The 20,617-nt window shown below is 57.1% G+C and carries 17 protein-coding genes; 14 read left to right on the forward strand and 3 right to left on the reverse strand.

Annotation, left to right across the window (positions count from 1 at the left end):
* Position 1 precedes the first annotated feature (1 nt).
* From J7399_RS09320 to J7399_RS09330, 3 genes are all read left to right on the forward strand, one after another.
* A complete protein-coding gene (locus J7399_RS09320) occupies positions 2 to 1,054 on the forward strand; it encodes a glycine betaine/L-proline ABC transporter ATP-binding protein (RefSeq protein ID WP_209085537.1) in 1,053 nt (350 codons plus the stop codon).
* Positions 1,051 to 3,123: an ABC transporter permease subunit gene (locus J7399_RS09325; protein WP_209085540.1), complete on the forward strand. Its 2,073-nt coding sequence runs from the start codon at positions 1,051 to 1,053 to the stop codon at positions 3,121 to 3,123. The genes J7399_RS09320 and J7399_RS09325 overlap by 4 nt, the downstream gene beginning before the upstream one ends.
* A 420-nt stretch (positions 3,124 to 3,543) precedes the next feature.
* On the forward strand, positions 3,544 to 4,806 hold the full coding sequence (locus tag J7399_RS09330; RefSeq protein ID WP_209085543.1) for a hypothetical protein: 1,263 nt from the start codon (positions 3,544 to 3,546) through the stop codon (positions 4,804 to 4,806).
* A 7-nt stretch (positions 4,807 to 4,813) separates the two neighbouring features.
* On the opposite strand, the gene J7399_RS09335 is transcribed toward J7399_RS09330, so the two are convergent.
* Positions 4,814 to 4,999, reverse strand: a complete 186-nt coding sequence (locus J7399_RS09335) for a DUF1674 domain-containing protein (protein ID WP_209076855.1) — start codon at positions 4,997 to 4,999, stop codon at positions 4,814 to 4,816.
* Positions 5,000 to 5,110: 111 nt separating this feature from the next.
* Here J7399_RS09335 and J7399_RS09340 point away from each other — a divergent pair, with 111 nt between their 5' ends.
* From J7399_RS09340 to J7399_RS09370, 7 genes are all read left to right on the forward strand, one after another.
* On the forward strand, positions 5,111 to 6,382 hold the full coding sequence (locus J7399_RS09340) for a transcription antitermination factor NusB (protein WP_209085546.1): 1,272 nt from the start codon (positions 5,111 to 5,113) through the stop codon (positions 6,380 to 6,382).
* 135 nt (positions 6,383 to 6,517) lie between these two features.
* Positions 6,518 to 8,260, forward strand: a complete 1,743-nt coding sequence (locus tag J7399_RS09345; protein ID WP_209085548.1) for a heparinase II/III family protein — start codon at positions 6,518 to 6,520, stop codon at positions 8,258 to 8,260.
* Between the two features lie 19 nt (positions 8,261 to 8,279).
* On the forward strand, positions 8,280 to 9,869 hold the full coding sequence (gene purH / locus J7399_RS09350) for a bifunctional phosphoribosylaminoimidazolecarboxamide formyltransferase/IMP cyclohydrolase (RefSeq protein WP_209085550.1): 1,590 nt from the start codon (positions 8,280 to 8,282) through the stop codon (positions 9,867 to 9,869).
* 184 nt (positions 9,870 to 10,053) lie between these two features.
* Positions 10,054 to 10,527, forward strand: a complete 474-nt coding sequence (lspA, locus tag J7399_RS09355) for a signal peptidase II (RefSeq protein ID WP_209085552.1) — start codon at positions 10,054 to 10,056, stop codon at positions 10,525 to 10,527.
* Between the two features lie 54 nt (positions 10,528 to 10,581).
* Positions 10,582 to 11,103, forward strand: a complete 522-nt coding sequence (locus J7399_RS09360; RefSeq protein WP_209085553.1) for a DUF3035 domain-containing protein — start codon at positions 10,582 to 10,584, stop codon at positions 11,101 to 11,103.
* Between the two features lie 169 nt (positions 11,104 to 11,272).
* Complete coding sequence (locus J7399_RS09365; protein WP_209085555.1) at positions 11,273 to 12,616, forward strand: pitrilysin family protein; 1,344 nt, start codon at positions 11,273 to 11,275, stop codon at positions 12,614 to 12,616.
* Entirely contained in the window at positions 12,613 to 13,914 is a 1,302-nt protein-coding gene (locus J7399_RS09370) for a pitrilysin family protein (protein WP_209085557.1), read from the forward strand. The genes J7399_RS09365 and J7399_RS09370 overlap by 4 nt, the downstream gene beginning before the upstream one ends.
* Positions 13,915 to 14,006: 92 nt before the next feature.
* Here J7399_RS09370 and J7399_RS09375 read toward each other — a convergent pair whose 3' ends face one another.
* Together J7399_RS09375 and J7399_RS09380 are read right to left on the reverse strand one after the other, a co-directional pair.
* Positions 14,007 to 14,975, reverse strand: a complete 969-nt coding sequence (locus tag J7399_RS09375) for a hypothetical protein (protein ID WP_209085559.1) — start codon at positions 14,973 to 14,975, stop codon at positions 14,007 to 14,009.
* Positions 14,976 to 15,010: 35 nt separating this feature from the next.
* Complete coding sequence (locus J7399_RS09380) at positions 15,011 to 17,050, reverse strand: EAL domain-containing protein (RefSeq protein WP_280637778.1); 2,040 nt, start codon at positions 17,048 to 17,050, stop codon at positions 15,011 to 15,013.
* A 679-nt stretch (positions 17,051 to 17,729) separates the two neighbouring features.
* Here J7399_RS09380 and J7399_RS09385 point away from each other — a divergent pair.
* The 4 genes from J7399_RS09385 to J7399_RS09400 all read left to right on the forward strand — a co-directional run bounded on the left by J7399_RS09385 (position 17,730) and on the right by J7399_RS09400 (position 20,614).
* Positions 17,730 to 17,966, forward strand: coding sequence for a hypothetical protein (locus J7399_RS09385; protein ID WP_209085564.1), 237 nt, complete (start codon positions 17,730 to 17,732; stop codon positions 17,964 to 17,966).
* 26 nt (positions 17,967 to 17,992) lie between these two features.
* A complete protein-coding gene (locus tag J7399_RS09390) occupies positions 17,993 to 19,246 on the forward strand; it encodes a site-specific integrase (RefSeq protein ID WP_209085567.1) in 1,254 nt (417 codons plus the stop codon).
* A 234-nt stretch (positions 19,247 to 19,480) separates the two neighbouring features.
* Positions 19,481 to 19,720: an AlpA family phage regulatory protein gene (locus J7399_RS09395; RefSeq protein WP_209085568.1), complete on the forward strand. Its 240-nt coding sequence runs from the start codon at positions 19,481 to 19,483 to the stop codon at positions 19,718 to 19,720.
* Between the two features lie 117 nt (positions 19,721 to 19,837).
* Positions 19,838 to 20,614, forward strand: coding sequence for a hypothetical protein (locus tag J7399_RS09400; RefSeq protein WP_209085569.1), 777 nt, complete (start codon positions 19,838 to 19,840; stop codon positions 20,612 to 20,614).
* Positions 20,615 to 20,617: the final 3 nt, after the last annotated feature.

The raw sequence follows: 20,617 nt of genomic DNA on the forward strand, positions 1-20,617 counted from the left end.
TATGACTGACCATAACAGCACCGCTCCGGCGATCGCCGTCAAAGACCTCTGGCAGGTCTTTGGCGAGAACGCCAAACCGGCCCTACGTGATGCACGCGGGGCCGGAGGCGACAAAGCCATTGCTCAAACCCTCAAAGACAAGGGGCTGATCCCTGCGGTTCGCGCAGCGAACTTCGAGGTGAAATCCGGGGAGCTCTTTGTGATTATGGGGCTTTCTGGCTCCGGTAAATCGACCTTGATCCGCTGTATTTCGCGTCTGATCGAACCGACCTCCGGATCCGTAAGCATCGATGGCGAAGATATTCTTCAAGCCAATGACAAACGGCTGATCGACCTGCGCCGGCACAAGCTTGGCATGGTGTTTCAGCATTTTGGTCTGTTTCCGCATATGACGGTTGCAGACAATGTTGGCTTCCCGCTGAAGATGCAGGGCATGGGCAAGACCGAGCGCCGGGAACGTGCGCTGGAAGTGCTTGAGCTTGTTGGCCTCCAAGGGCGTGAAGACACCTATCCGCGCAACCTCTCCGGTGGTCAGCGCCAGCGCGTCGGGATTGCTCGCTCTCTTGCGGTGAACCCTGATATCTGGTTCTTGGATGAGCCCTTCTCTGCGCTTGACCCGTTGATCCGGCGTCAGTTGCAAGATGAGTTCCTGAACATTCAGGCCACGCTCAAAAAATCCATTGTTTTCATCACCCACGACATTCAGGAAGCGCTCAAGCTCGCGGATCGCATTGCCATTATGAAAGATGGTGAGGTCGTGCAGATTGGCACGCCGGAAGAGATCGTTCTGCACCCGGTCAACGACTATGTCGCGGAGTTCTCCAAAGATGTGCCCAAAGGCCGGCACGGTTGCGTAGAGAACGTCATGACCAAAGACGTGCCTGCGAATATGCCGGATGATCCTGGTCTGAAAGTTGGCATGACCATCGAAACAGCGCTGGCCAAATGTATGGCGCTTTATGAGCCGGTTCCGGTTCATGATGCCAATGGTGCTCTGGTTGGGGCGGTTGACCCAGCAGATCTTGCTGCAGCTTTGCAGGCAGAAGAGACATGAGTATCGCCGAAAACGCTCCGCTCGCTGCGCGTCGTGGCCTGCCGCTCAGCAAAGGCAGTATGGCCGCGATCTTGGTGGTGACGATCGGTGTGATTTGTCGCCTGTTTGGCGCTCAACTTGAGTGGCTTGTAAGCTGGCCTGACGCCCTAACCGTGCCAATGACCGAATGGGTCGGCGCCGTGGTTGGTGGATTTCTCAATTTCTTCAAGCCTGTGGCGCGTGTGTTCTCCTATCTGCTTGAGTTCCCGATGACCTGGGTCGGCGGGCTGTTGTCTGGTGCTCCATGGCCTCTGGTGCTTGGTGCGGTCACAGCGCTGGGCTGGCTCATAGGCGGTGCACGCATGGCCGCGCTGGCCTTCTTTGGCTTTGGTTTTGTAGTGATCAGCGGATATTGGCTGGAAGGTATGAACACACTGGCGCTGGTCGCTGTGTCTGTGCCTTTGGCGGCGCTTTTAGGGGCTGGGATTGGCATCCTCGCGTTTGAATACCCCAAGCTCAAAGGCGGCGTGAATGTCGTTTTGGATGTCATGCAGACCATGCCGACCTTTGCCTACCTCACACCGCTGCTCGTGCTGTTCGGCTTCGGTCCGGTGGTGGGCCTTATCGCCTCGGCAATTTTTGCAGCACCACCCATGGCGCGCAATGTGCTGCTGGGGCTGGAGCGCGTAGAGCCTGAAATTCGCGAAGCAGCTGTGATGTCGGGCGGCACCCGTCGTCAGCAGCTCTTTTTGGTCGAATTGCCCGCAGCGTCCCAGCAGATCATGATCGGCTTCAACCAATGTCTGATGGCTGCATTGAGCATGGTGATCATCGCGGCCGTCATTGGCGGCTTTGAGGACATTGGCTGGGAAGTTCTGCTGACCATGCGCAAGGCCTTGTTTGGCCCAGCGTTTCTCGCAGGCTCAGTGATTGTGGTTTTTGCCGTAGTGATTGACCGCATGTCTGCCGCATTAGCGGAACCGCGTCCTGCGCAAGACAAGCGGGTTGCTCTGGCGATCTTCGCCGTCGGCGCAATCACCGCGATCTGGGCTGCGCTGGCAGGTTGGAACCCGGCGGGCATCGCAGCACTGGATGGTGTTGCTGAGCGGGTCGACCAAGGCGTGGGACAGTTCACTGCAAACCACGGAGCAACGCTCGACACTGTGAAGAACTCCGCGATGTTCTATGGTCTCTTGCCTCTGCGGATCGGGTTGTCTGATGCTGTCTTGCCCTTCACCTGGGGCTTTGCCTGGACCACGACGCACACGCTGGTGTTCTATGCGACCTTTGCTGCTCTCGCTGCTCTTATCGCTCTGCGCGGTCATCTCGCAGGTGCTGGCTTGGTTCTGATTGCGGCAATGGTGCTGGAGATTGGCGTGGCACAACTGCCTTGGCCCATTTTGCTGTTCGGTGTGGCGGCGTTGGGATGGGTGGCCAGCGGTTGGAAGCTCGCCATTCAAGTCACCATTCTGTTGGGTCTGATCCTGATTTCGGGGCTCTGGGAGCGTGCTTTGCTCTCGCTTTACCTCAGCGGTGCAGCCGTTGCAGCCTGCGCCTTGGTGGGCGGCATCTTGGGGTTCTGGTCCGCAATGAGCGACCGAGCCTGGATGGTTGTCCGTCCGATCTGTGACACGTTGCAAACCATCCCGCTGTTTGTCTTCCTTATCCCGGTTCTGATGTTCTTCCAGATTGGCGAATTCTCCGCGTTTCTTGCCATTTGCATGTATGCGGTGGTCCCCATGATCCGCTACACGCGGCATGGTTTGATCACCACACCGGACGAGATGATCGAGGCGGCAACCGCAAGCGGGGCCGGGCGTTGGCAAACCATGTTTGAGGTGCGCGCGCCTTATGCGGCGCCGACCATTTTGCTCGGGCTCAACCAGACCATCCTCTATGCGTTTGCCATGCTTGTGATTGCGGCGTTGATCGGTACGACAGGCCTTGGTCAGTCGATCTATCTGGCACTTGGGCAGGCCGATGTCGGCCTCGGTGTTACCGCAGGCGCAGCCATGGCGATTTTGGCGTTGGTGGCGGATCGGTTGGTGCAGGGGTTTGCTGAAGAACGGCGTCAGGCTCTGGGGCTGTAAGCGATTGGAGAAAGCGGGAAATTCTCGCTTTCTCTTGCCTTGTTAGGCGTCGGTATCACATCTGTTTCGCGTCGTTATCGCATCAGTAAAGCCGGTGTGCGATGTCGGTATTTCCGCGCCTTGAGCGCTTGGCCGTATGACATTTGATTTATGTCATATATCTCAAATACTGCCTTGGCTAACCTGAGAATTGTGAAGGGTAGCTCCCGCCACTGTTGAGTGGCGGAAGAAGATTTATTCAACCTTTTTTGATTTAGATGTGTGAAGCGAAGTCAGGGCTGCTCTTCAATCAGTCCGAAAAGCGAAACGGGTTAGAGTGAGAAGAGCGCAATGAACGATTTGGACGCAGATCGCGAAACGTCGGTTGAAATTGCGCCCGAAATCATCCGTGTCGCCGTGGCGCGTCTCTCTGCGAGTGAGGTGTTTGAGAAATCAGGACGTGCGCGCAGACTGCTTGAGTTTCTAACAGAGGAAGCCTTGGCAGGGCGCGCAGCGCAGACCTCATTCGAAACGGTGCAATCTGCCCTCTATGAGTCTTTTGACCCTCAGGAACGAGAAAAGGTCGCGCGCTCTGACAAGCTCAGATTGGCAGAGTTGTTGCAGCGGTACTTTTCGGCGGAGGGACGTGAGGATGCTCTGCATATTTCCGTGGCGTCTGAAGGACTGCAGCTGGATTTTGCCTTTGCCGAGCAGGAGCAGAGCGAGGCCAAGTCTAAGACACGCGCGATGTTCCGGCGAAATTGGGCGCTGTTCGGCGCAGTTGCGATGTTGGTTGTCGTAATATTGGTTGGTAAATTGGTGCCAACTCTTTTTGCCGCCCAACAGAACGCGCTCAACTTCGCATCACCTTGGAGCGCTGGCTCGAAGGCGCAAAATGCTGATATTGAATTTCTGCCGGGCACCGGGGAGATTTCCATTTCGACGCCAGAAGAGCTGGACATTCTTGCCCGCAATCACATGTTTTCTTTCATGGACATGGAGCGCCAGAAGCGCGTGGTTGCACATTCCAAGGCGGTGATAACACGTTTTCCGGACCACTCGGGTTCCTATGCCACGGCAGCGCATAGCCTGAGCAATATGGCGATCTTGACGCGAGGCTCCAGTGCTTCTTTAGCGTACTTCGACGAAGCTTCCGCTATGGTGGAGAGGGCGCAGATCCTAGCCGCTGATGACCCTTGGACGCTTTCTGCCGGAGGGTGGTTGGCCGCTGGCTTACGAGATTGGGATAATGCGCGCGCGTTGAGCGCACGCGCGCATGAGCTAGAAAATGAAAGCAAAGAAATACTTATCTTTCGCGCGTTAATTTTGCTATTTTCCGGTGATTTCAAGACGGCGGCAGAAGTCACGGCTCCCAAAGAAAATGACCCCCAAAGTGGTGACATTGGAATCCACGGTTTTGCCAAGTTCTATCTGGAAGACTACGAGGGTGCCGTTGCAGCTTTTGAGCAGTCTATGAAGCGCGGCGGCAATCCCACACCCGTTGGCTCCGCCTATGTAGCTGCGGCCTATCAGGCAGTTGGCAGATCAGAGACCGCCGCACGGGTGGTTGCCTCAATCAGAGAAAAGTGGCCAACCTTCCGCCCCGAGCTGGTTCATCAGGTGTTTGCACCGGAAATCAGCGAAATTCACGGTCTGACTTTTCTGAAACTGTTCTGCGACGCGGGCTGGGAGCTAGACGCCTAGTCTGGCTTCAGAAATCAATCGCGATTCCCTTTTTCTCCCAATCGCCGTAGCGCACAGGCTCCGGCCCGTCGCGGCCACCCAATTCGGTTGGGAGTTCCAGATCCTTGGCCTTCTTGCGGCGCTCTTCGGCTTCGGCAAGCGCGCGCTTGGCGGCTTCGGGCAGGTCATCGCGGGTTTCAGGCGTGTCGCTCATCCAAGGGTTCCTTTTGAGGCTTTCCCTTGATATACGCGCCCGTCTGACAACGACAAGCCCCCTGTCTGATCCTCAGCAGTCGCCGCCAAACCATTTTAGAAGGTCTTTCGCATGTCCAAATCCAGCTATCCGACCCGCCGCAGTGCGGTTTATCTCTTGGATCAGGTGCTGGGCGAAGGCCGGCTGCTGTCTGATGTGATTGCGGGAGGTGCCTTGCAGAAACTGGAGCCCGCAGAACGCGCTCGCGCACAGCGGTTGGCAACAGACACGCTGCGTAATCTTGAACGCGCCGATCGGGTGCTGCAGAAACATTTGAAAAAGACCCCGACCATGACGGTGCAGAACGTCTTGCGGATGGCGGCCATGGAGATCTGCCAAGGCGGTGCAGCACATGGTGTGGTCAACGATGCAGTTGAAATTATCAGCAAATCCAAGCGCACCTCAGGCATGAAGGGCCTTGTGAATGCGGTGTTGCGTAAGGTGGACGACAAAGGGCGCGATGAATGGGTCAAGCTGCGCATCCCGCGTTTGCCAAAATGGCTGCGCAAGCCGCTGGCGCAGGCCTATGACAACGAAATCATGCTTGAAATCGAAGCCGCGCACTATGCCGGTGCGCCACTGGATTTGACCCCCAAAGAGGATGCAGAGGCTGTGGCCAAGGCCGTTGGTGGCGAGCTGCTGCCAACAGGCTCCGTGCGTTTGCGTGACGCGGGGCAGGTGACAGCACTGGAGGGCTTTAAGCAGGGGCACTGGTGGGTGCAGGATGCGGCTGCGGCGCTGCCTGCGCGGGTGCTGAATGCACAACCGGGCGAGCGCGTGTTGGATCTTTGTGCCGCGCCCGGCGGCAAGACGATGCAGATCGCGGCGGCTGGTGCGAAAGTCACCGCGGTGGACGACAACCCAGTCCGAATGGAGCGGCTGCGGGAGAACCTCAAGCGCGTGCAATTGGACGCTGAGGTGGTTGTTGGCGATGTTATGGCGCAAGAGGGGCAGTATGATGCGATCCTTCTGGATGCGCCCTGCTCGGCAACAGGTACGATTCGCAGGCACCCCGATTTGCCGTTTGCCAAAGACGGCAGCGAGTTTGGCGATCTGATCGGGATGCAGGAGGTGTTTCTGGATCACGCCTTGGGGCTGCTGAAGCCTGGCGGGCGTTTGGTATTCTGCACCTGCTCATTGCTGCCTGACGAAGGCGAAGTGCAGATTGAAGAAGCAGCAGAGCGCTGGGCCGATGTCACCGTGGACCGAGACGCCGTGCTGATTGACGGTGTTGATACGGCATGGGTGACAGAGGAAGGCGGGCTGCGGCTGCGCCCGGATTATTGGGCCGACAAAGGCGGTATGGATGGCTTCTACGTGGCGATGCTGCGTAAAGGCGTCTGAGGAAAGACCCATTTGAATTGAGGCTGTTCCGTGTGGAGGTCACGCGGATGTGCATCGGCTGATTCAAACGGTGACTTGCGGCGATCCGCTCGCTACACTCACGCCAAACGCCATCAGAGCGTAGAGGCAGAGCAGATGTCCGATACAGACAATTTTACAGCACGGTGGACGCGGCTGATGCACCGCGTGTCTGCGCGCAGGAGCGCGCGGGCGCATCCGGCAACGGGGTTTACCACAACACCTGAGCCACGCACAATCGGGCTGTTTGCGCGCGGAAAGCAGCTGGTTGCGGGCAATTTCCTTTTTGCAGGCCATCTGGTCAGCGCGCCCAAAACTGCGATCTGGGACATTGATGTTCCGGATGATGTTTTTGCGCAGGAGTTGCAGGGGTTCGCTTGGCTCGATGATCTGGCTGCGGTTGGGGACATGGCTGCCAGAGATCGTGCGCAGGAATGGGTCTGGCATTGGATTGAGCTCTATGGCCGCGGCACCGGGCCGGGCTGGACCCCTGACCTCACGGGCCGCCGACTGATCCGCTGGATCAGCCACGCGATTTTTCTGCTCCGGGCACAAGGCTCTGATCAGTCAGATGCGTTTTTCCAGTCGCTGGGACAGCAGACGATTTTCCTCAGTAAGCGCTGGCACAAAACCGCTCCCGGTTTGCCGCGCTTTGAGGCTTTGACCGGGCTGATATACGCGGGCTTGGCGCTCGAAGGCATGGAGCAGCATGTTGAACCGGCGTGTAAGGCGCTCGACAAAGAATGCGCGCAACAGGTGGATGAGCAGGGTGGGATCCCGACGCGTAATCCCGAGGAGCTGCTTGAGGTCTTTACGCTTCTGACTTGGGCCGCAACGGCGCTGCGGGATGCGGATCGAACACCATCTGACATTCATTTGCGCGCGATTGAGAGGATTGCGCCAACGCTGCGCACATTGCGCCATGCAGATGGCAGTTTGGCGCGGTTTCATGGCGGCGGCCGCGGTATGGAAGGCCGTTTGGATCACGCGCTTGCGGAAAGCGGCAATAAAACCCGGCAGGCGGACGGGCTTGCCATGGGCTATGCGCGGTTGAGTGCGGGCCGCACCAGCGTGGTGATTGATGCCAGCCCACCGCCAACGGGCGTAAGTGCGCTCAATGCCCATGCCTCGACGCTGGCCTTTGAGCTGACAAGTGGCCGGCGCCCCGTGATCGTGAATTGCGGCTCTGGTGCCAGTTTCGGTGAGGATTGGCGCCGTTTTGGTCGGGCGACGCCATCCCATTCGACGGTCACCATTGACGAGCTCTCCAGTGCGCGGCTTGGGCAGGAGCGCAAGGGCTGGCGCGAGGAACAACTCGTAGATGCGCCGACAGATGTGCCCATTCAGATGAGCAATGCCAGTGATGGTTTGCGCTTTGAGGGCGGGCATGACGGCTATGTGCGCACCCACGGTCTGACCCATGCCCGCACCCTTGAGCTGACCTTTGATGGGCGCGGTATGGTTGGGGAAGATCTGTTGATCACCATGGATGACGCGGCCAAACGCCGGTTTGACAGGGTGATGGACGAGAGCGCTTTGCAGGGGGTGCCTTATGAAATCGCCTTTCACTTGCATCCTGAGGCTGACGCCAGTCTGGATATGGGCGGGGCGGCGGTTTCGATTGCCTTAAAAAGTGGCGAGCTGTGGGTGTTTCGACACGATGACGTCGCGAAATTGAGGGTAGATGCCAGCGTTTTCCTCGAAAAAGGGCGATTAAAGCCACGTGCGACCAAACAAATCGTTCTATCCGGCGTGGCAATGGAGTATGCGACCCGCATCCGGTGGTCGTTGAGCAAAGCCCATGAGACCAATGTGGCGATCAGGGACTTGAACCGGGACGAGTTGGATTTGAACACCTGAGCCCAAGGATCATACCTCTATGAGCGACCTGCACCCCATCCGCCGCGCCCTGATTTCCGTGTCTGACAAGACCGGGCTGATCGAACTGGCCACCGCGCTGTCTGAACGGGGTGTCGAACTCCTCTCCACTGGTGGCTCTGCCAAAGCGATGCGCGATGCGGGGCTTGCGGTGAAAGACGTTTCTGAGGTGACAGGCTTTCCGGAGATGATGGATGGCCGGGTGAAAACGCTGCATCCAAAGGTGCATGGCGGCCTGCTGGCGCTGCGCGATAACGATGATCACGTCGCCGCAATGGATGAGCACGGCATCGGCGCCATCGACCTGTTGGTGGTCAACCTCTATCCGTTTGAGGCGACTGTTGCTGCAGGCGCTGACTATGACACCTGCATTAAAAACATCGACATTGGCGGCCCTGCAATGATCCGTGCAGCGGCGAAAAACCATGGCTTCGTGAACGTGGTTGTGGATGTTGAAGACTATGACGCTTTGCTGGCCGAACTGGACGCCAATGATGGTCAGACCTCTTATGGGTTCCGTCAAAAGCTTGCTCAAACCGCTTATGCGCGCACCGGTGCCTATGACGCGGCTGTATCCAACTGGATGGCGACCGCTCTGGAGCAGCAGGCGCCACGCCGTCGTGCTTTCGCAGGTGAGATCAAACAAACTCTGCGCTATGGTGAAAACAGCCACCAGACAGCGGCGTTTTATACAGATGGCTCCGGTCGTCCCGGCGTGGCCACTGCAGAGCAGCTGCAGGGCAAAGAGCTGTCTTACAACAACATCAATGACACAGATGCCGCTTTTGAGCTGGTCGCGGAATTTGATCCTGCCGAGGGGCCTGCCGTGGCGATCATCAAACACGCCAACCCTTGCGGCGTGGCCGTGGGCACGACGCTGGTTGAGGCCTATCAGAAAGCCTTTGATTGTGACCGTACTTCAGCCTTTGGCGGCATTGTCGCGCTGAACCAGCCGCTGGATGCAGAAACGGCCAGCAAGATCGTGGAAATCTTCACCGAAGTGGTGATTGCACCGGGCGCTTCTAATGAGGCCAAAGAGATCTTTGCCGCGAAGAAAAACCTGCGCCTGCTGCTGACTGACGGTCTGCCTGATCCACGCGCGCCGATCACAGCCTACAAACAGGTGGCCGGTGGCGTTCTGGTGCAAGACAAGGATGTGGGGTCCGTTTCTGTGGACGAGCTGAAAGTGGTGACAAAGGTTGCGCCAAGCGCGGAACAGATGGCGGACCTTCAGTTCGCTTGGAAAGTCGCAAAACACGTTAAGTCCAATGCGATTGTCTATGTGAAAAACGGTGCGACTGTCGGTGTCGGCGCGGGTCAGATGAGCCGCCTGGACAGCGCGAATGTGGCCGCGGCCAAAGCGCAGCGTATGGCGGATGAGCTTGGCCTTGAAGAAAGCCCTGCGAAGGGCTCCGCAGTGGCCTCTGATGCTTTCTTCCCTTTTGCGGACGGGCTGTTGGAAGCGGCGGCGGCAGGCGGTACCTGCGTGATCCAGCCGGGCGGTTCCATGCGGGATGAGGAAGTCATCAAGGCGGCTGATGAGGCGGGGCTTGCGATGGTCTTCACTGGTATGCGCCACTTCCGTCACTGATCAACACGCCCTGCGATCGGGTCGTATTCGATCGTAGGGCGCGACACCTTCAGCGGCTGAAAATACGTCAGCACCCTTGTTACATTGGGCAAACCTGACATACACTGCCGCCCAATGGCAAAATTAGAGATTCTGCGGACAACGCAGAACGCCGGGGCAGATAGGCAGAAAGGGGGCGCAGGTGATGCGTCTTGTATTTTGGGCAGGCTTTTGGGCCTTCATTACCGATCAGGCGAGCAAGTTTCTTGTTCTCAACGCATTGAACCTGCGTGAGGTTTTGCAGATCGACGTTCTGCCTCCTTTGTTGCGGTTCCATATGGCGTGGAATGACGGGATCAATTTTGGCCTTTTCTCCGGCAGCCCCGAGGCGGCCAAGTGGGTGCTGATTGCGCTTGCGATGCTGATTTGCGGCTATGTGCTCCATTGGATGCGCAAAGATCCACCGGGCAAATGGGGCATGATCAGTGCGGGGCTTCTGATTGGCGGCGCGCTGGGCAATGTTGTGGATCGCCTGCTGTTTGGCGCAGTTGTGGACTTTCTGAACATGTCCTGCTGCGGCATCGACAACCCCTATGCCTTCAATGTCGCAGACATCTGGATCTTCGCAGGGGCGATTGGTCTCATCCTTTTTACCAGCGGCGAAAAAAGAGAGGCGTGACCTCCGTACCGTGATCAGGTAAAGCTGTGCCAATAGCTCTTGGAGAAGTGAATAATGAGCGTGGCACGGCTGAAGATTTTGGGTGTTTTCGCAGCGCTTTTGGTTGCCGGTTGTACCGGCGGCGGCACGTTGCATTCCAATGTATCAAGCGGCAATGGCCCTGATGAGTTCGGCATTTTGCCGAGCAAAGAGCTGGTGGTGCCCTCTGATCTTTCGGCCTTGCCGCCGCCCAATCCAACGGGCGTGAACCGGACCGACCAGGATCCGCTTGGCGACGCAGTTGCCGCGCTGGGTGGTTCTGCTGCTGCACGCAGTTCCCTTAACACCGCCATCCCAAGCGCAGATACCGCGCTGGTGAACTATGCGTCGCGTCAGGGGCGCGATGCCAATATCCGTCAGATTGTGGCGCAGGAAGACGAAGAATTTCGCGACCGCCGTGGCCGGTTCACAAGCATCCGCGTCTCCAAAAAAGGTCTGTATGAACAGGTTTACCGGCCCCAGACGCTGGACTTCCGCGAAGAATGGTGGCGGTGGAAGCGAGCCGGTGTGCGCACTCCGGCAGCTCCAGGAAACTAAGGGTCTTGCGATTGATGAGAATGGCGGGCGTTGACCCAAGCTGCCTCACAATCGCGTATGATGCCTTGAAGCGCCCCGTTTGGGGCGTAACTCTTTTTACAAAAGATGAGCCGCACCTTGCGCTGTTTGCGTAAGGTTTATGAGTGGCGATTGGTTGGGAGACATTTTGATGTTGCGACGCACTGTCTTGGCATTGGCGCTGACTGCGGGGATGACAGCCCCGCTGCAGGCCGCCGATGATCTGGTGAGCACTTATACGCTTGATAACGGCATGCAAATTGTCGTGGTCGAGGATCACCGCGCCCCAGTTGTGATGCACATGGTTTGGTACAAGGCGGGGTCTGCGGATGAGCGCCCCGGCGTGTCAGGCGTTGCGCATTTCCTCGAGCATTTGCTTTTTAAGGGCACAGAAAATCTTGAACCGGGTGAGTTTTCCGCAACGGTTGCCGCAAATGGCGGGCGGGACAATGCGTTCACAAGCTATGACGTGACAGCCTACCACCAGCGTGTGGCCTCTGACCGTCTGGAGCTGATGATGCGTATGGAGAGCGACCGTATGGTCAATCTTCAACTCGACGAAGAGGACATCCTGACCGAGCGCGATGTGATCATTGAGGAGCGCAACCAGCGGGTCGAGAACAATCCCGGCGCTCTGTTTCGCGAACAATTGAGCGCGGCGCAGTATCTCAACCACCGCTACGGTGTGCCCGTGATTGGCTGGCGCCATGAGATGGAGGCGCTCGATCTGGAGGATGCGCTGGAGTTTTACGAGGCTTATTATGCGCCCAACAACGCGATCTTGATCGTTGCGGGGGATGTAGAGCCCGACGAGGTCAAAGCGCTGGCGGATCAATACTATGGCGCGATCCCTGCCAATCCTGAGCTGCCGCCACGCGCACGTCCGAGCGAGCCGCCGCAGTCCAGTGCCCGCCGTATGGTGTTTTACGATCCCCGCGTGGCGCAACCCTATGTCACCCGCAGCTATCTGGCCCCAGAGCGCAACAGCGGTGATCAGCGCCAAGCTGCGGCGCTGACGCTGCTGGCTGAATTGCTTGGCGGCGGGCAGACCTCTGTCTTGAGCCAGAAACTGCAGTTTGAGACCAAGCAATCGGTCTATGCCGGAAGTTGGTATCGCGGGACGTCTTTGGATGCGACCACCTTCAACCTGATCATGGTGCCTGCCCCGGGGGTGGAGATGCAGGAGGCCGAAGAAGCTATGGATGGCGCGGTGGCAGAGTTCATGCAGGAAGGTGTGGACGAAGCGCATTTGGAACGTATCAAGATGCAGTTGCGCGCCAGCCAGATTTATGAGCGCGACAACGTTGAGAGCGTGGCCAACCGATATGGGCGCGGGCTGACCTCCGGGTTGACCATCGCGGATATCCAAGAATGGCCCGAGATTTTGAACGCGATCACCAGCGAAGAGATCATGGCCGCGGCCGAGGAAATCTTTGATGACCGCAAGTCGGTTACAGGCTGGTTGATGACCCAAGAGCAGGAGGTGAGCCAATGATCCGTTTTGTTCTGGCCTTTGTTGCCGTTGTCGTGACCGTGCCTGCGGCATGGGCTGAAATCAACATCAAGGAAGTCACTTCTCCCAGCGGCATCAAAGCCTGGCTTGTTGAGGAACCTTCGATCCCATTCGTGGCACTTGAGTTGAGGTTCAAAGGGGGCACATCCTTGGATCAACCGGGCAAACGTGGCGCGACCAACCTGATGGTGGGGCTGCTTGAAGAGGGTACGGGGGATCTGGATGCGCAGGGCTTTGCCAAGGCGAGCGAGGCGCTGGCTGCGCAGTTTGGCTATGACAGCCATGCCGATGCCGTGTCGATTTCCGCACGTATGCTGACCGAGAACCGCGACGAGGCCATCGACCTCCTGCGCCGCTCTCTGGTCGAGCCAAGTTTCCCACAGACCGCCTTGGATCGTGTGCGCGAGCAGGTGCTCTCCGGCATCCGCTCGGATCTGAAGGATCCCGAAAGCATCGCAGGGGCGCGGCTGGCCGCATTGATCTACGGCGACCATCCTTACGGCTCTCCCGGTGAAGGCACGCTTGAGAGCGTCACCGCCTTGAGCCGGGACGACATTGTCGCCGCACATCAGGGCGCGCTGGCGAAGGACCGCTTGTTTGTCGGTGTGGTCGGCGACATCACCGGCGCAGAACTTGGTCCGATGCTGGATCGCCTGCTCGGAGATCTGCCAGAAACGGGTGCTCCGATGCCTGAAGATGCCAACGTTGCAATCAACGGCGGTGTGGACATCGTGGACTATGACACGCCGCAATCCGTGGCCCTTTGGGCGCAGGATGGCATAGACCGGGAAGACCCGGATTTCTTCGCCGCTTACGTGCTCAACACCATTCTCGGCGGAGGTGGGTTTGAGAGCCGCCTTATGAGCGAAGTGCGCGAAAAGCGCGGTCTGACATATGGGGTCTATAGCTACCTTGTGCTGCGCGATCTCGCCAACGTCTACATGGGGAGCGTGTCTTCGGCGAACGACCGTGTGGCACAGGCTGTCGGCGTGGTGAAAGACGAATGGGCACGTATGGCCGAAGAAGGCGCGACTGAAGACGAAGTGGAAAAGGCAAAGGCGCTTCTGACCGGTGCTTATCCGCTGCGCTTTGACGGCAATGGCGCGATCGCCCAGATCATGGTCTCAATGCAGATGGATGGCATGCCCATCGACTATATCGCGACCCGTAATGACAAAGTGAACGCTGTCACCGCTGAGGATGTTTCCAGAGTGGCTGGCGAACTGCTGGACCGTGATGGCCTGCAATTCGTAGTCGTTGGTCAGCCTGAAGGGCTGTAACGGGCAATACTCCCAATCAGAAGGGCTGTGCGCAATCCGATGCGAGCAGCCCTTTTTTTGGGGAAAAAGGCAGTTTCCTAAAGATTTGCGGGCTAGCCAAACCGCTCCCTTGGGAAGCCAGCGATTTCAAACTTCTCCCAGATCTTTTTGTGAAGTTTTCCGCTGTTTATCGGGATGCATTTCTTCAGGAAATACCAAGCCAGATAGCGCTCCAAATCAGCATCTGATGACAGCGCATTTTCCAGCGCGCTCGAAAACTGGCTCAGATCTGTAACGGTGTGCGCGACGTGGTGAAAGTCGGATTTGCCGCACAAAATTGCAGGCACGCCATGAAGATACCCCTCAAGCGCAACTGTGGAATTTATCGAAACCGTGCAGGCGCTTGCGTTTAGGATGTCGTGGACGTTTGCCTGTGTCGGCACTATGCGCGGATCGTTCTTCGCGAGAGCGTTCACTTCGGCAATTGTGGCCTCGTCACTGGAGATTGGGTGCGGCTTGACCACAATGGGTCGATCGCCCGCCGCCTTAAGAGTTGCCTGCAGCACATCCATGTCCGAGTGCTGGGTGGCTCTGGCATTGATGGGATATTGGCCCTGAAAGAAAATGGCGACCGCATTTCTTTCGAAGGCTTGGTGGACTTCCGGCTGGTCATATTTGGACTTCCGCTTCTCCAAATAACGCCGTTTTATATTGCGGGAAAAAGTCTGAACACGCTGATCGGCAATCATCGAGGGACTGTAGGCATCTTCTCCAATCGAGGAGAAGGCTTTTGTTCCCTGAGGATCAAGATGCCAAAACTCCCAAAGGTAGGCGACGCCGGCATTCAGAACGCCGGTAGCTCTGACAGAGCGATCATCAATGATGTGAAGGTCGCCATCGTTGAAACGGTCATCTGTGATGCTGCGTGTGCCGACGCGTATGTCGCTGACGCGTGCGCGAATCTCAACCGAAATGCCCTCGGCAAGCCCTAGGTCTACAATCTCTCTGTAGAGCCGTAGATGCCATCCATTCAGCTCCGGATTGGCGTCATTTGATTTCAGGTGCAGGACAATTTTGGGCATTTGAGTGAGGTGATCTATCGTGCTGGCAGCACGGATTACTCCGATTTGCCTTCATGTCCGTAAATCGCAGTCAGCTCCGACAGCGGCATTGGCTTGGCAAAAAGAAATCCCTGTAATTCCGAGCAGCCAGACTCCGTGAGAAAATCGCGCTGTTCTTCGGTTTCGACCCCCTCAACCACAACCGTCATGCCCAATACCTGGCCAAGGTTGATCATGGTCGACAGAAGGCCTTTTGCATCCTCTGTCAGGTCAGGGCCTGAGAGGAAGCTCTTGTCGATCTTGAGCGTCTGAAAATCATAGAGATGCAGATAGCTCAGGCTGGAGTAGCCCGTGCCAAAATCATCCAGAGCAAAGCGCACACCCAGTTCGGTGAGGTCTTCCTGCACGGATTTTGTCTCTTCAATCCGGTCAAGAATTTCAGTTTCCGTAATCTCGATTGTCAGCTGCTCCGGCTGCAGTTGGTTTGTCTTAAGCAGATTGCGGATTTCGTCTGGGAACCCTTTGTGAAGCAATTGAGAGGTGTTGACGTTGATAGTCACTCCAAAGTCCATTGGCCACTCTGCGGCGTCTCTGATGGCCGTCTGCGTGACCCAGCGGCTGATTTCCGGCATAAGGCCACTGGCTTCGGCAAGCGGCAGAAATCGATCCGGCGAAATGCGGCCACGGGTTGGGTGATTCCAGCGCAACAGCGCCTCTGCATGGGTTGGCTTGGCGTGTTCAGAGCAGATGATCGGTTGATAAAACAGCTCAAGTTCACCGTTGCGCACGGCTTTCTGCAAATCTTCACGCAGATCACGGTTTTCTTTCAGGCTCGCATCCATCGTGGGGTCAAAGACGGCGAGGCCGAAATGGCTGACCTCTTTGGAGCGGTTCAGCGCGACATCTGCGGCGCGCACAAGTTCTTCAATGCTGGTTCCATGATCGGGAAAGTAAGCCAGCCCCGCGCTGGCGGAGGTCTCAATCAGCTGCCCCTCAAAGCGCAGGGGTTGCATGAGCGCCATGAGCACTTCCCTGATCTGTGTTTCGACGTCTGTACGTTGGTTAAATCCACGCACCAAAAGCAGGAACTCATCGCCGCCCACGCGGCCGGCAATCAGATCTGAGCCAAGACGTTCGGTAATACGCTGGGCAACCGCCCCCACCAGCGCGTCACCAGCTGCATGCCCCCAAGCATCGTTCACTTTTTTCAGGTTGTCCAAATCTAGATAAATAAGCGCTGTGAGCTCTGCGCCATCTGACGTCAGGGCCTCTCTGGCACGCGCAAAGAAATGGTCGCGCAGAGAAAACCCGGTCAGACTGTCGTGGTCTGCGTCGTAGCGGGACTGCAGCGCAATTTCTTCGAGTTTTTTGTGGGCTGCAGCGTTGCTGCGCACCACCCGCCAGGTGAACCAGGTTATGGTGCCGATCAGCAGTAAGAGCAGCGGCGTGGCGGCCACGATAATCCGTGTGCCTTGCCCCATAGGTTGCCACGCGAAGTAACCAAGGGGCGCCTCGTCGGGCCCTGTGATCAGGAAGGCGTTTCGGCCCCGGCCTAGAGTGTTGGTGTCGTCAATTTCAGCCAAGAACAGATGTGGCGAAATTTGCGCCAGCTTGGTGTCATCCAAAATCTGCAAGGTGATGAGTATGTAGGGCGGCGCGTCGATGAGCGGTACCATACCGGGATCAGGGATGATGGCATAGCTCGCAGCAAGGGCTATCTGGTCTCCCCAGCGCAGAGCATGAATGTCAGACAGCGAGTCAAGCATGCCTGAAAAATTGCTGTCCTCAGGTATGCGGTTGGATGCCTCTTCGAGATAGGTCTGGCGAATTTGTGCTGCGGCTGCCCAGACGCTTGGCAATGTGTCCGCTGTGATTTGCGTGAGGGGGGGGGCGATTTCTGCGTGTAGAAAGGCCACGCTTTCATCCGGCGCGATCAAAAACGCTGCCTTATAAGTTGTCTCAGCAATCATATCGTCGACAAATCGTGATTCGATCCAAGGTGCGGAGAAGTTGATAGAGATGTTGCGGTAAGCGGCATCTGACGCGGCGTAGGGTTTTAGCGCTGAGAGCATGCTCGCTTTCTCGCGCTCATACATCAAAGATACAAAACGGCTTTCCCGTTCAGCAGCGGTTTGCTCCGATGACCAAATCCTGAAAAAAACCAATGCAAACGCGATGATAACAATGGCAAACGAGAGGAGGACGACCGAACCTACGGGAGGCGAGAAAGGCAGTTTCCCCAATCGCTTCTGCAAAGTGCTGACCCTTCTGGTTCAACGGCTGAAGGAAAGTGTGCCCTTCGCCTAACTATCTCAATCCCTTCGCTCTAGTAGAGCAAAATAGGTGGGTTTTGGCTTGGTCCGTTGCCAGAAAATGTGCGGGAAAACCAGAGGGAGATCAACGAAGAACTGAGTAGTTTTTCTGCCTCTTTCTCTTTGTTCGAGTCGTAACGGCCAAAGTGCAAATGCACCCGCAGTCCCGAATTTCCGCTATGTTTACCTAAGGTAACGTCATCGCGACATACCCTATATCCATCGGATGAAAGCAATGCTTTTCAGGGGATTTGGTGGAGCCTAGGGGCGTATAACCTATGTCCGATGGTGTCCGATGTTGGGCGAGATGGGCAAGAAAACAATATTAAAGTCAATAATTTGTCATGGGCGTGTCTGAGTTTTTCCGGTTGCGTCCATTGACTGCCAGAGAAATTTAGGGGCAAATTAGGGGCAAGCGGGGATGCTGGATAGCGCGGCCCCGCATGACTAAAGGACTTCACTTATGAACACGACTTACCCGGCCTCTTGCGGCGTTTCCGAAAGTTATTTTGCTGATGCGCTTACTGCAACGTTTCGTCGTCCCAATGCGTTGCGCGAGGTATTCCCAGAAGCCTGGTGTGATATGGCAGCGCGACTACACACATTGATCCAAGATTGCCGGATGAACACCTGCGATATGGTGGAGGCTTCCCCCCTGCCGATGCAAGTTGTTTCGCGCTATCGCGCGGCAGTCGTGTAATCGGGGGTGAAAACATGGCGCGAGGTATGCATCTTCTCACAGCTAAGCAGGTCGAAAATGCCGCGCCCGGCAGCTCAGTGAATGACGGTGGTGGTCTGTTTTTACGCGTCACGGCCAAAGGAAATAGGCGCTGGGTCTTTCGCTACAAAAGAAAGGGTCACAAACAGAAGGAGATGGGGCTAGGCGGCTTCCCCGCTACGACGCTTGCACAGGCCCGCATGAAGAGTGCGGCGGCGCGAGATGTCTTGGCACGGGGACTGGACCCTGTAGCCGAGGCCTCTGCGCAGGTCGAACAGGAGAAGGCCCAAGCGGCTGCGGAAGCAGCAAAAGGCGTTACCTTTGGAGCCTACGCGGACGAGTTCGTCGAATGGAAAATAGACCACTCGGGGTTTAGTAATCCGAAACACAGAAACCAGTGGCGACACACATTCAAGGTCCACGCAGCACGGCTACGTGACAAGCCTCTCTCGGACATAACGCGCAGGGACATCCTGCCGGTTCTGGAGGCGCTTTGGGAGGACAGGCACGTGACCGCGACACGGGTGCGTGGTCGCCTTGAAAATCTCTTCGACCATGCTATCCAGAATGAGGCATACCATCACGACAACCCGGCGAGCTGGAAGCTGTACAACGCGACACTGTCAGCGCCACGTAAGCTGACGCATGGGCATAGGTCCGCAATGCCGCGTAGTGAAGTGTTTGACTTTGTTGCCCAGTTGAGGGGTCGCGAAGGATGCGGCGCGTTGGCTCTTGAGTTCGCAATTCTGACAGCTGCTCGGTCTGGCGAGGTGCGTCTCGCAACATGGAGGGAGATTGATTTTGAGCGAGCGGTTTGGTCTCTCCCGGCAGAGCGCATGAAGGCAAAGCGTGAACACGTGGTTCCGCTGGCGGGAGACGCAATGGCTGTATTGGAGAGTGCACGTAGCCTCTGCCTGAATGCTCCCAACCTGAACGACTTCGTTTTTCAGGGTGTTCGTGTGGGCAAGCCGCTGTCTGATATGACCCTGAGGGCAGTCATGAGGCGTATGGGGCGGGAGCAGTATGTTCCGCACGGGTTCCGGAGCACATTTAGAGACTGGGCCGCAAATGACACCGAGTTCCCACGTGAACTTGCGGAGGAGGCGCTTGCGCATCAGTTAGGACAAGTTGAGAAGGCGTATCGCCGCGAGCAGGCCGTGGAGCGCCGCCGTGTTTTGATGGAGGCGTGGGCTGATTTCGTAAGCGGTAGGCAAGTTGGCGGCGGCGCGGTGGTTCAGCTGCACGGTCACAAACAACGTTAAACCCGCGCGTGCCCTGTGGCGGTGGAGCCGCACTGGGCGCGCGCCTCTCAAAGCCTAAGCGCTAACTCGTTGCGTAGTTTGTGTCAGCAACGAGTTTCCGAAAGATTATTCCTCATATCTGACTGGCTTGTCAGAAAGGCGAAATACTCTCCCCAATTTGCGAAAAACCAAGGCTTTGCTGTTGAGTGGTAATGGGCGGGACCGGATACTGACGGAAATCACCGGAGACCGTCTATGAAGAACACCGCCGCCCCTCAGCCCTCAAAAGGCGAAGACCACTCTACCCGCTTGTTCCGCGTTCAGGAATTGACCGCGCGGTTGGGTGTGGGCCGCAGTACAGTTTATGATTGGCTGCAAAATCCGGACCCGGAGCACCCGTTCCCGCGTCCGGTCAAAATTGGGCGTATCACCGCATGGCGGGCGAGCGATGTGCAAGCTTGGCTCGACACGCTGCCTCAGTCGGCAGCTGCCTAACTCTAAACCTCTGCGAAATGAAAAGCCCCGCAATGTGGCCAGCACCAGCGGGGCTAAACAGAAAGCTTTGCCTTGAAAAAAACTACACAACCCGCAACTAGCGGGCAACAATTCCCTGTGCCATCTCCTGATGAAATCCTGGACGTTCTGAACGAATTCCGGCGCTCCGGCGCATTCCCGGTCAAGAGCGAGCTTCTGGACACGCTGTCAAAGCGTTGCTCGAAGGGGAAACTCACATACGAAGACGCTCGCGACGCAATCCGCGCTGTGATGCTTGACGGCGGTGCCGTCGAGCAAGCTATGGATGTCGTTAAGGGCCTCTTTCAGCCCGGCGACACTATTGAGTTTTGCGCAATCTCCCCGCAAGGGGTTGTTGTGGCGCTTCAAGGTGACCCATATGATGTAAAACTGGCCGCAAAAATGGCGGAGTTTGTACGCAATCAACTTGGGTACGCGAACCTCTACGTGGGCATCTGTCCTCGCCAGCCTCACATGTTGGGGCAGCGACGACGTGCGAACAACGCGGACGTGCTTTGCCGTCGGCATGTGGTATTGGACTTGGACGATAAGGACGCGCCGGACGTGGACGCGGGATGGCTGCGGACCGTTGAGGCACTCCGCCAACTTGGTCCGGCTTTGAGCGTCCGCAGTGGTAACGGCTGGCAAATCTGGTTCAACATCGAGGCACAGGCTAGCGAAGACCTCCACCATAGTGCTCCGGCGCTTTGTGAGGCGTTGGCGGTGATTGGCGCGGATAGCACAGGCGATCTGTCGCGCCTTATGCGCCTTCCTTACACCCTCAATGTGCCGAATGACAGTAAGCGCCGGAAAGGGCGCGTGGTGCGCTTTGCTTCGCCCGTGGATGCAATGGCAGTACAGGAGGCCGCAGCTTGAACT

The organism is Shimia sp. R9_1, from assembly GCF_017743775.1.
Lineage (GTDB): Bacteria > Pseudomonadota > Alphaproteobacteria > Rhodobacterales > Rhodobacteraceae > Shimia.

What these genes read in the sequence shown, in the direction of transcription:
- J7399_RS09370 (WP_209085557.1), top strand. Translation starts at nt 12,613, where the DNA reads ATGATCCGTTTTGTTCTGGCCTTTGTTGCCGTTGTCGTGACCGTGCCT.
- J7399_RS09345 (WP_209085548.1), top strand. Translation starts at nt 6,518, where the DNA reads ATGTCCGATACAGACAATTTTACAGCACGGTGGACGCGGCTGATGCAC.
- J7399_RS09365 (WP_209085555.1), top strand. Translation starts at nt 11,273, where the DNA reads ATGTTGCGACGCACTGTCTTGGCATTGGCGCTGACTGCGGGGATGACA.
- J7399_RS09360 (WP_209085553.1), top strand. Translation starts at nt 10,582, where the DNA reads ATGAGCGTGGCACGGCTGAAGATTTTGGGTGTTTTCGCAGCGCTTTTG.
- J7399_RS09380 (WP_280637778.1), bottom strand. Translation starts at nt 17,050, where the DNA reads ATGTATGAGCGCGAGAAAGCGAGCATGCTCTCAGCGCTAAAACCCTAC.
- J7399_RS09320 (WP_209085537.1), top strand. Translation starts at nt 2, where the DNA reads ATGACTGACCATAACAGCACCGCTCCGGCGATCGCCGTCAAAGACCTC.
- J7399_RS09395 (WP_209085568.1), top strand. Translation starts at nt 19,481, where the DNA reads ATGAAGAACACCGCCGCCCCTCAGCCCTCAAAAGGCGAAGACCACTCT.
- J7399_RS09390 (WP_209085567.1), top strand. Translation starts at nt 17,993, where the DNA reads ATGCATCTTCTCACAGCTAAGCAGGTCGAAAATGCCGCGCCCGGCAGC.
- lspA (WP_209085552.1), top strand. Translation starts at nt 10,054, where the DNA reads ATGCGTCTTGTATTTTGGGCAGGCTTTTGGGCCTTCATTACCGATCAG.
- purH (WP_209085550.1), top strand. Translation starts at nt 8,280, where the DNA reads ATGAGCGACCTGCACCCCATCCGCCGCGCCCTGATTTCCGTGTCTGAC.
- J7399_RS09325 (WP_209085540.1), top strand. Translation starts at nt 1,051, where the DNA reads ATGAGTATCGCCGAAAACGCTCCGCTCGCTGCGCGTCGTGGCCTGCCG.
- J7399_RS09340 (WP_209085546.1), top strand. Translation starts at nt 5,111, where the DNA reads ATGTCCAAATCCAGCTATCCGACCCGCCGCAGTGCGGTTTATCTCTTG.
- J7399_RS09375 (WP_209085559.1), bottom strand. Translation starts at nt 14,975, where the DNA reads ATGCCCAAAATTGTCCTGCACCTGAAATCAAATGACGCCAATCCGGAG.
- J7399_RS09335 (WP_209076855.1), bottom strand. Translation starts at nt 4,999, where the DNA reads ATGAGCGACACGCCTGAAACCCGCGATGACCTGCCCGAAGCCGCCAAG.
- J7399_RS09385 (WP_209085564.1), top strand. Translation starts at nt 17,730, where the DNA reads ATGAACACGACTTACCCGGCCTCTTGCGGCGTTTCCGAAAGTTATTTT.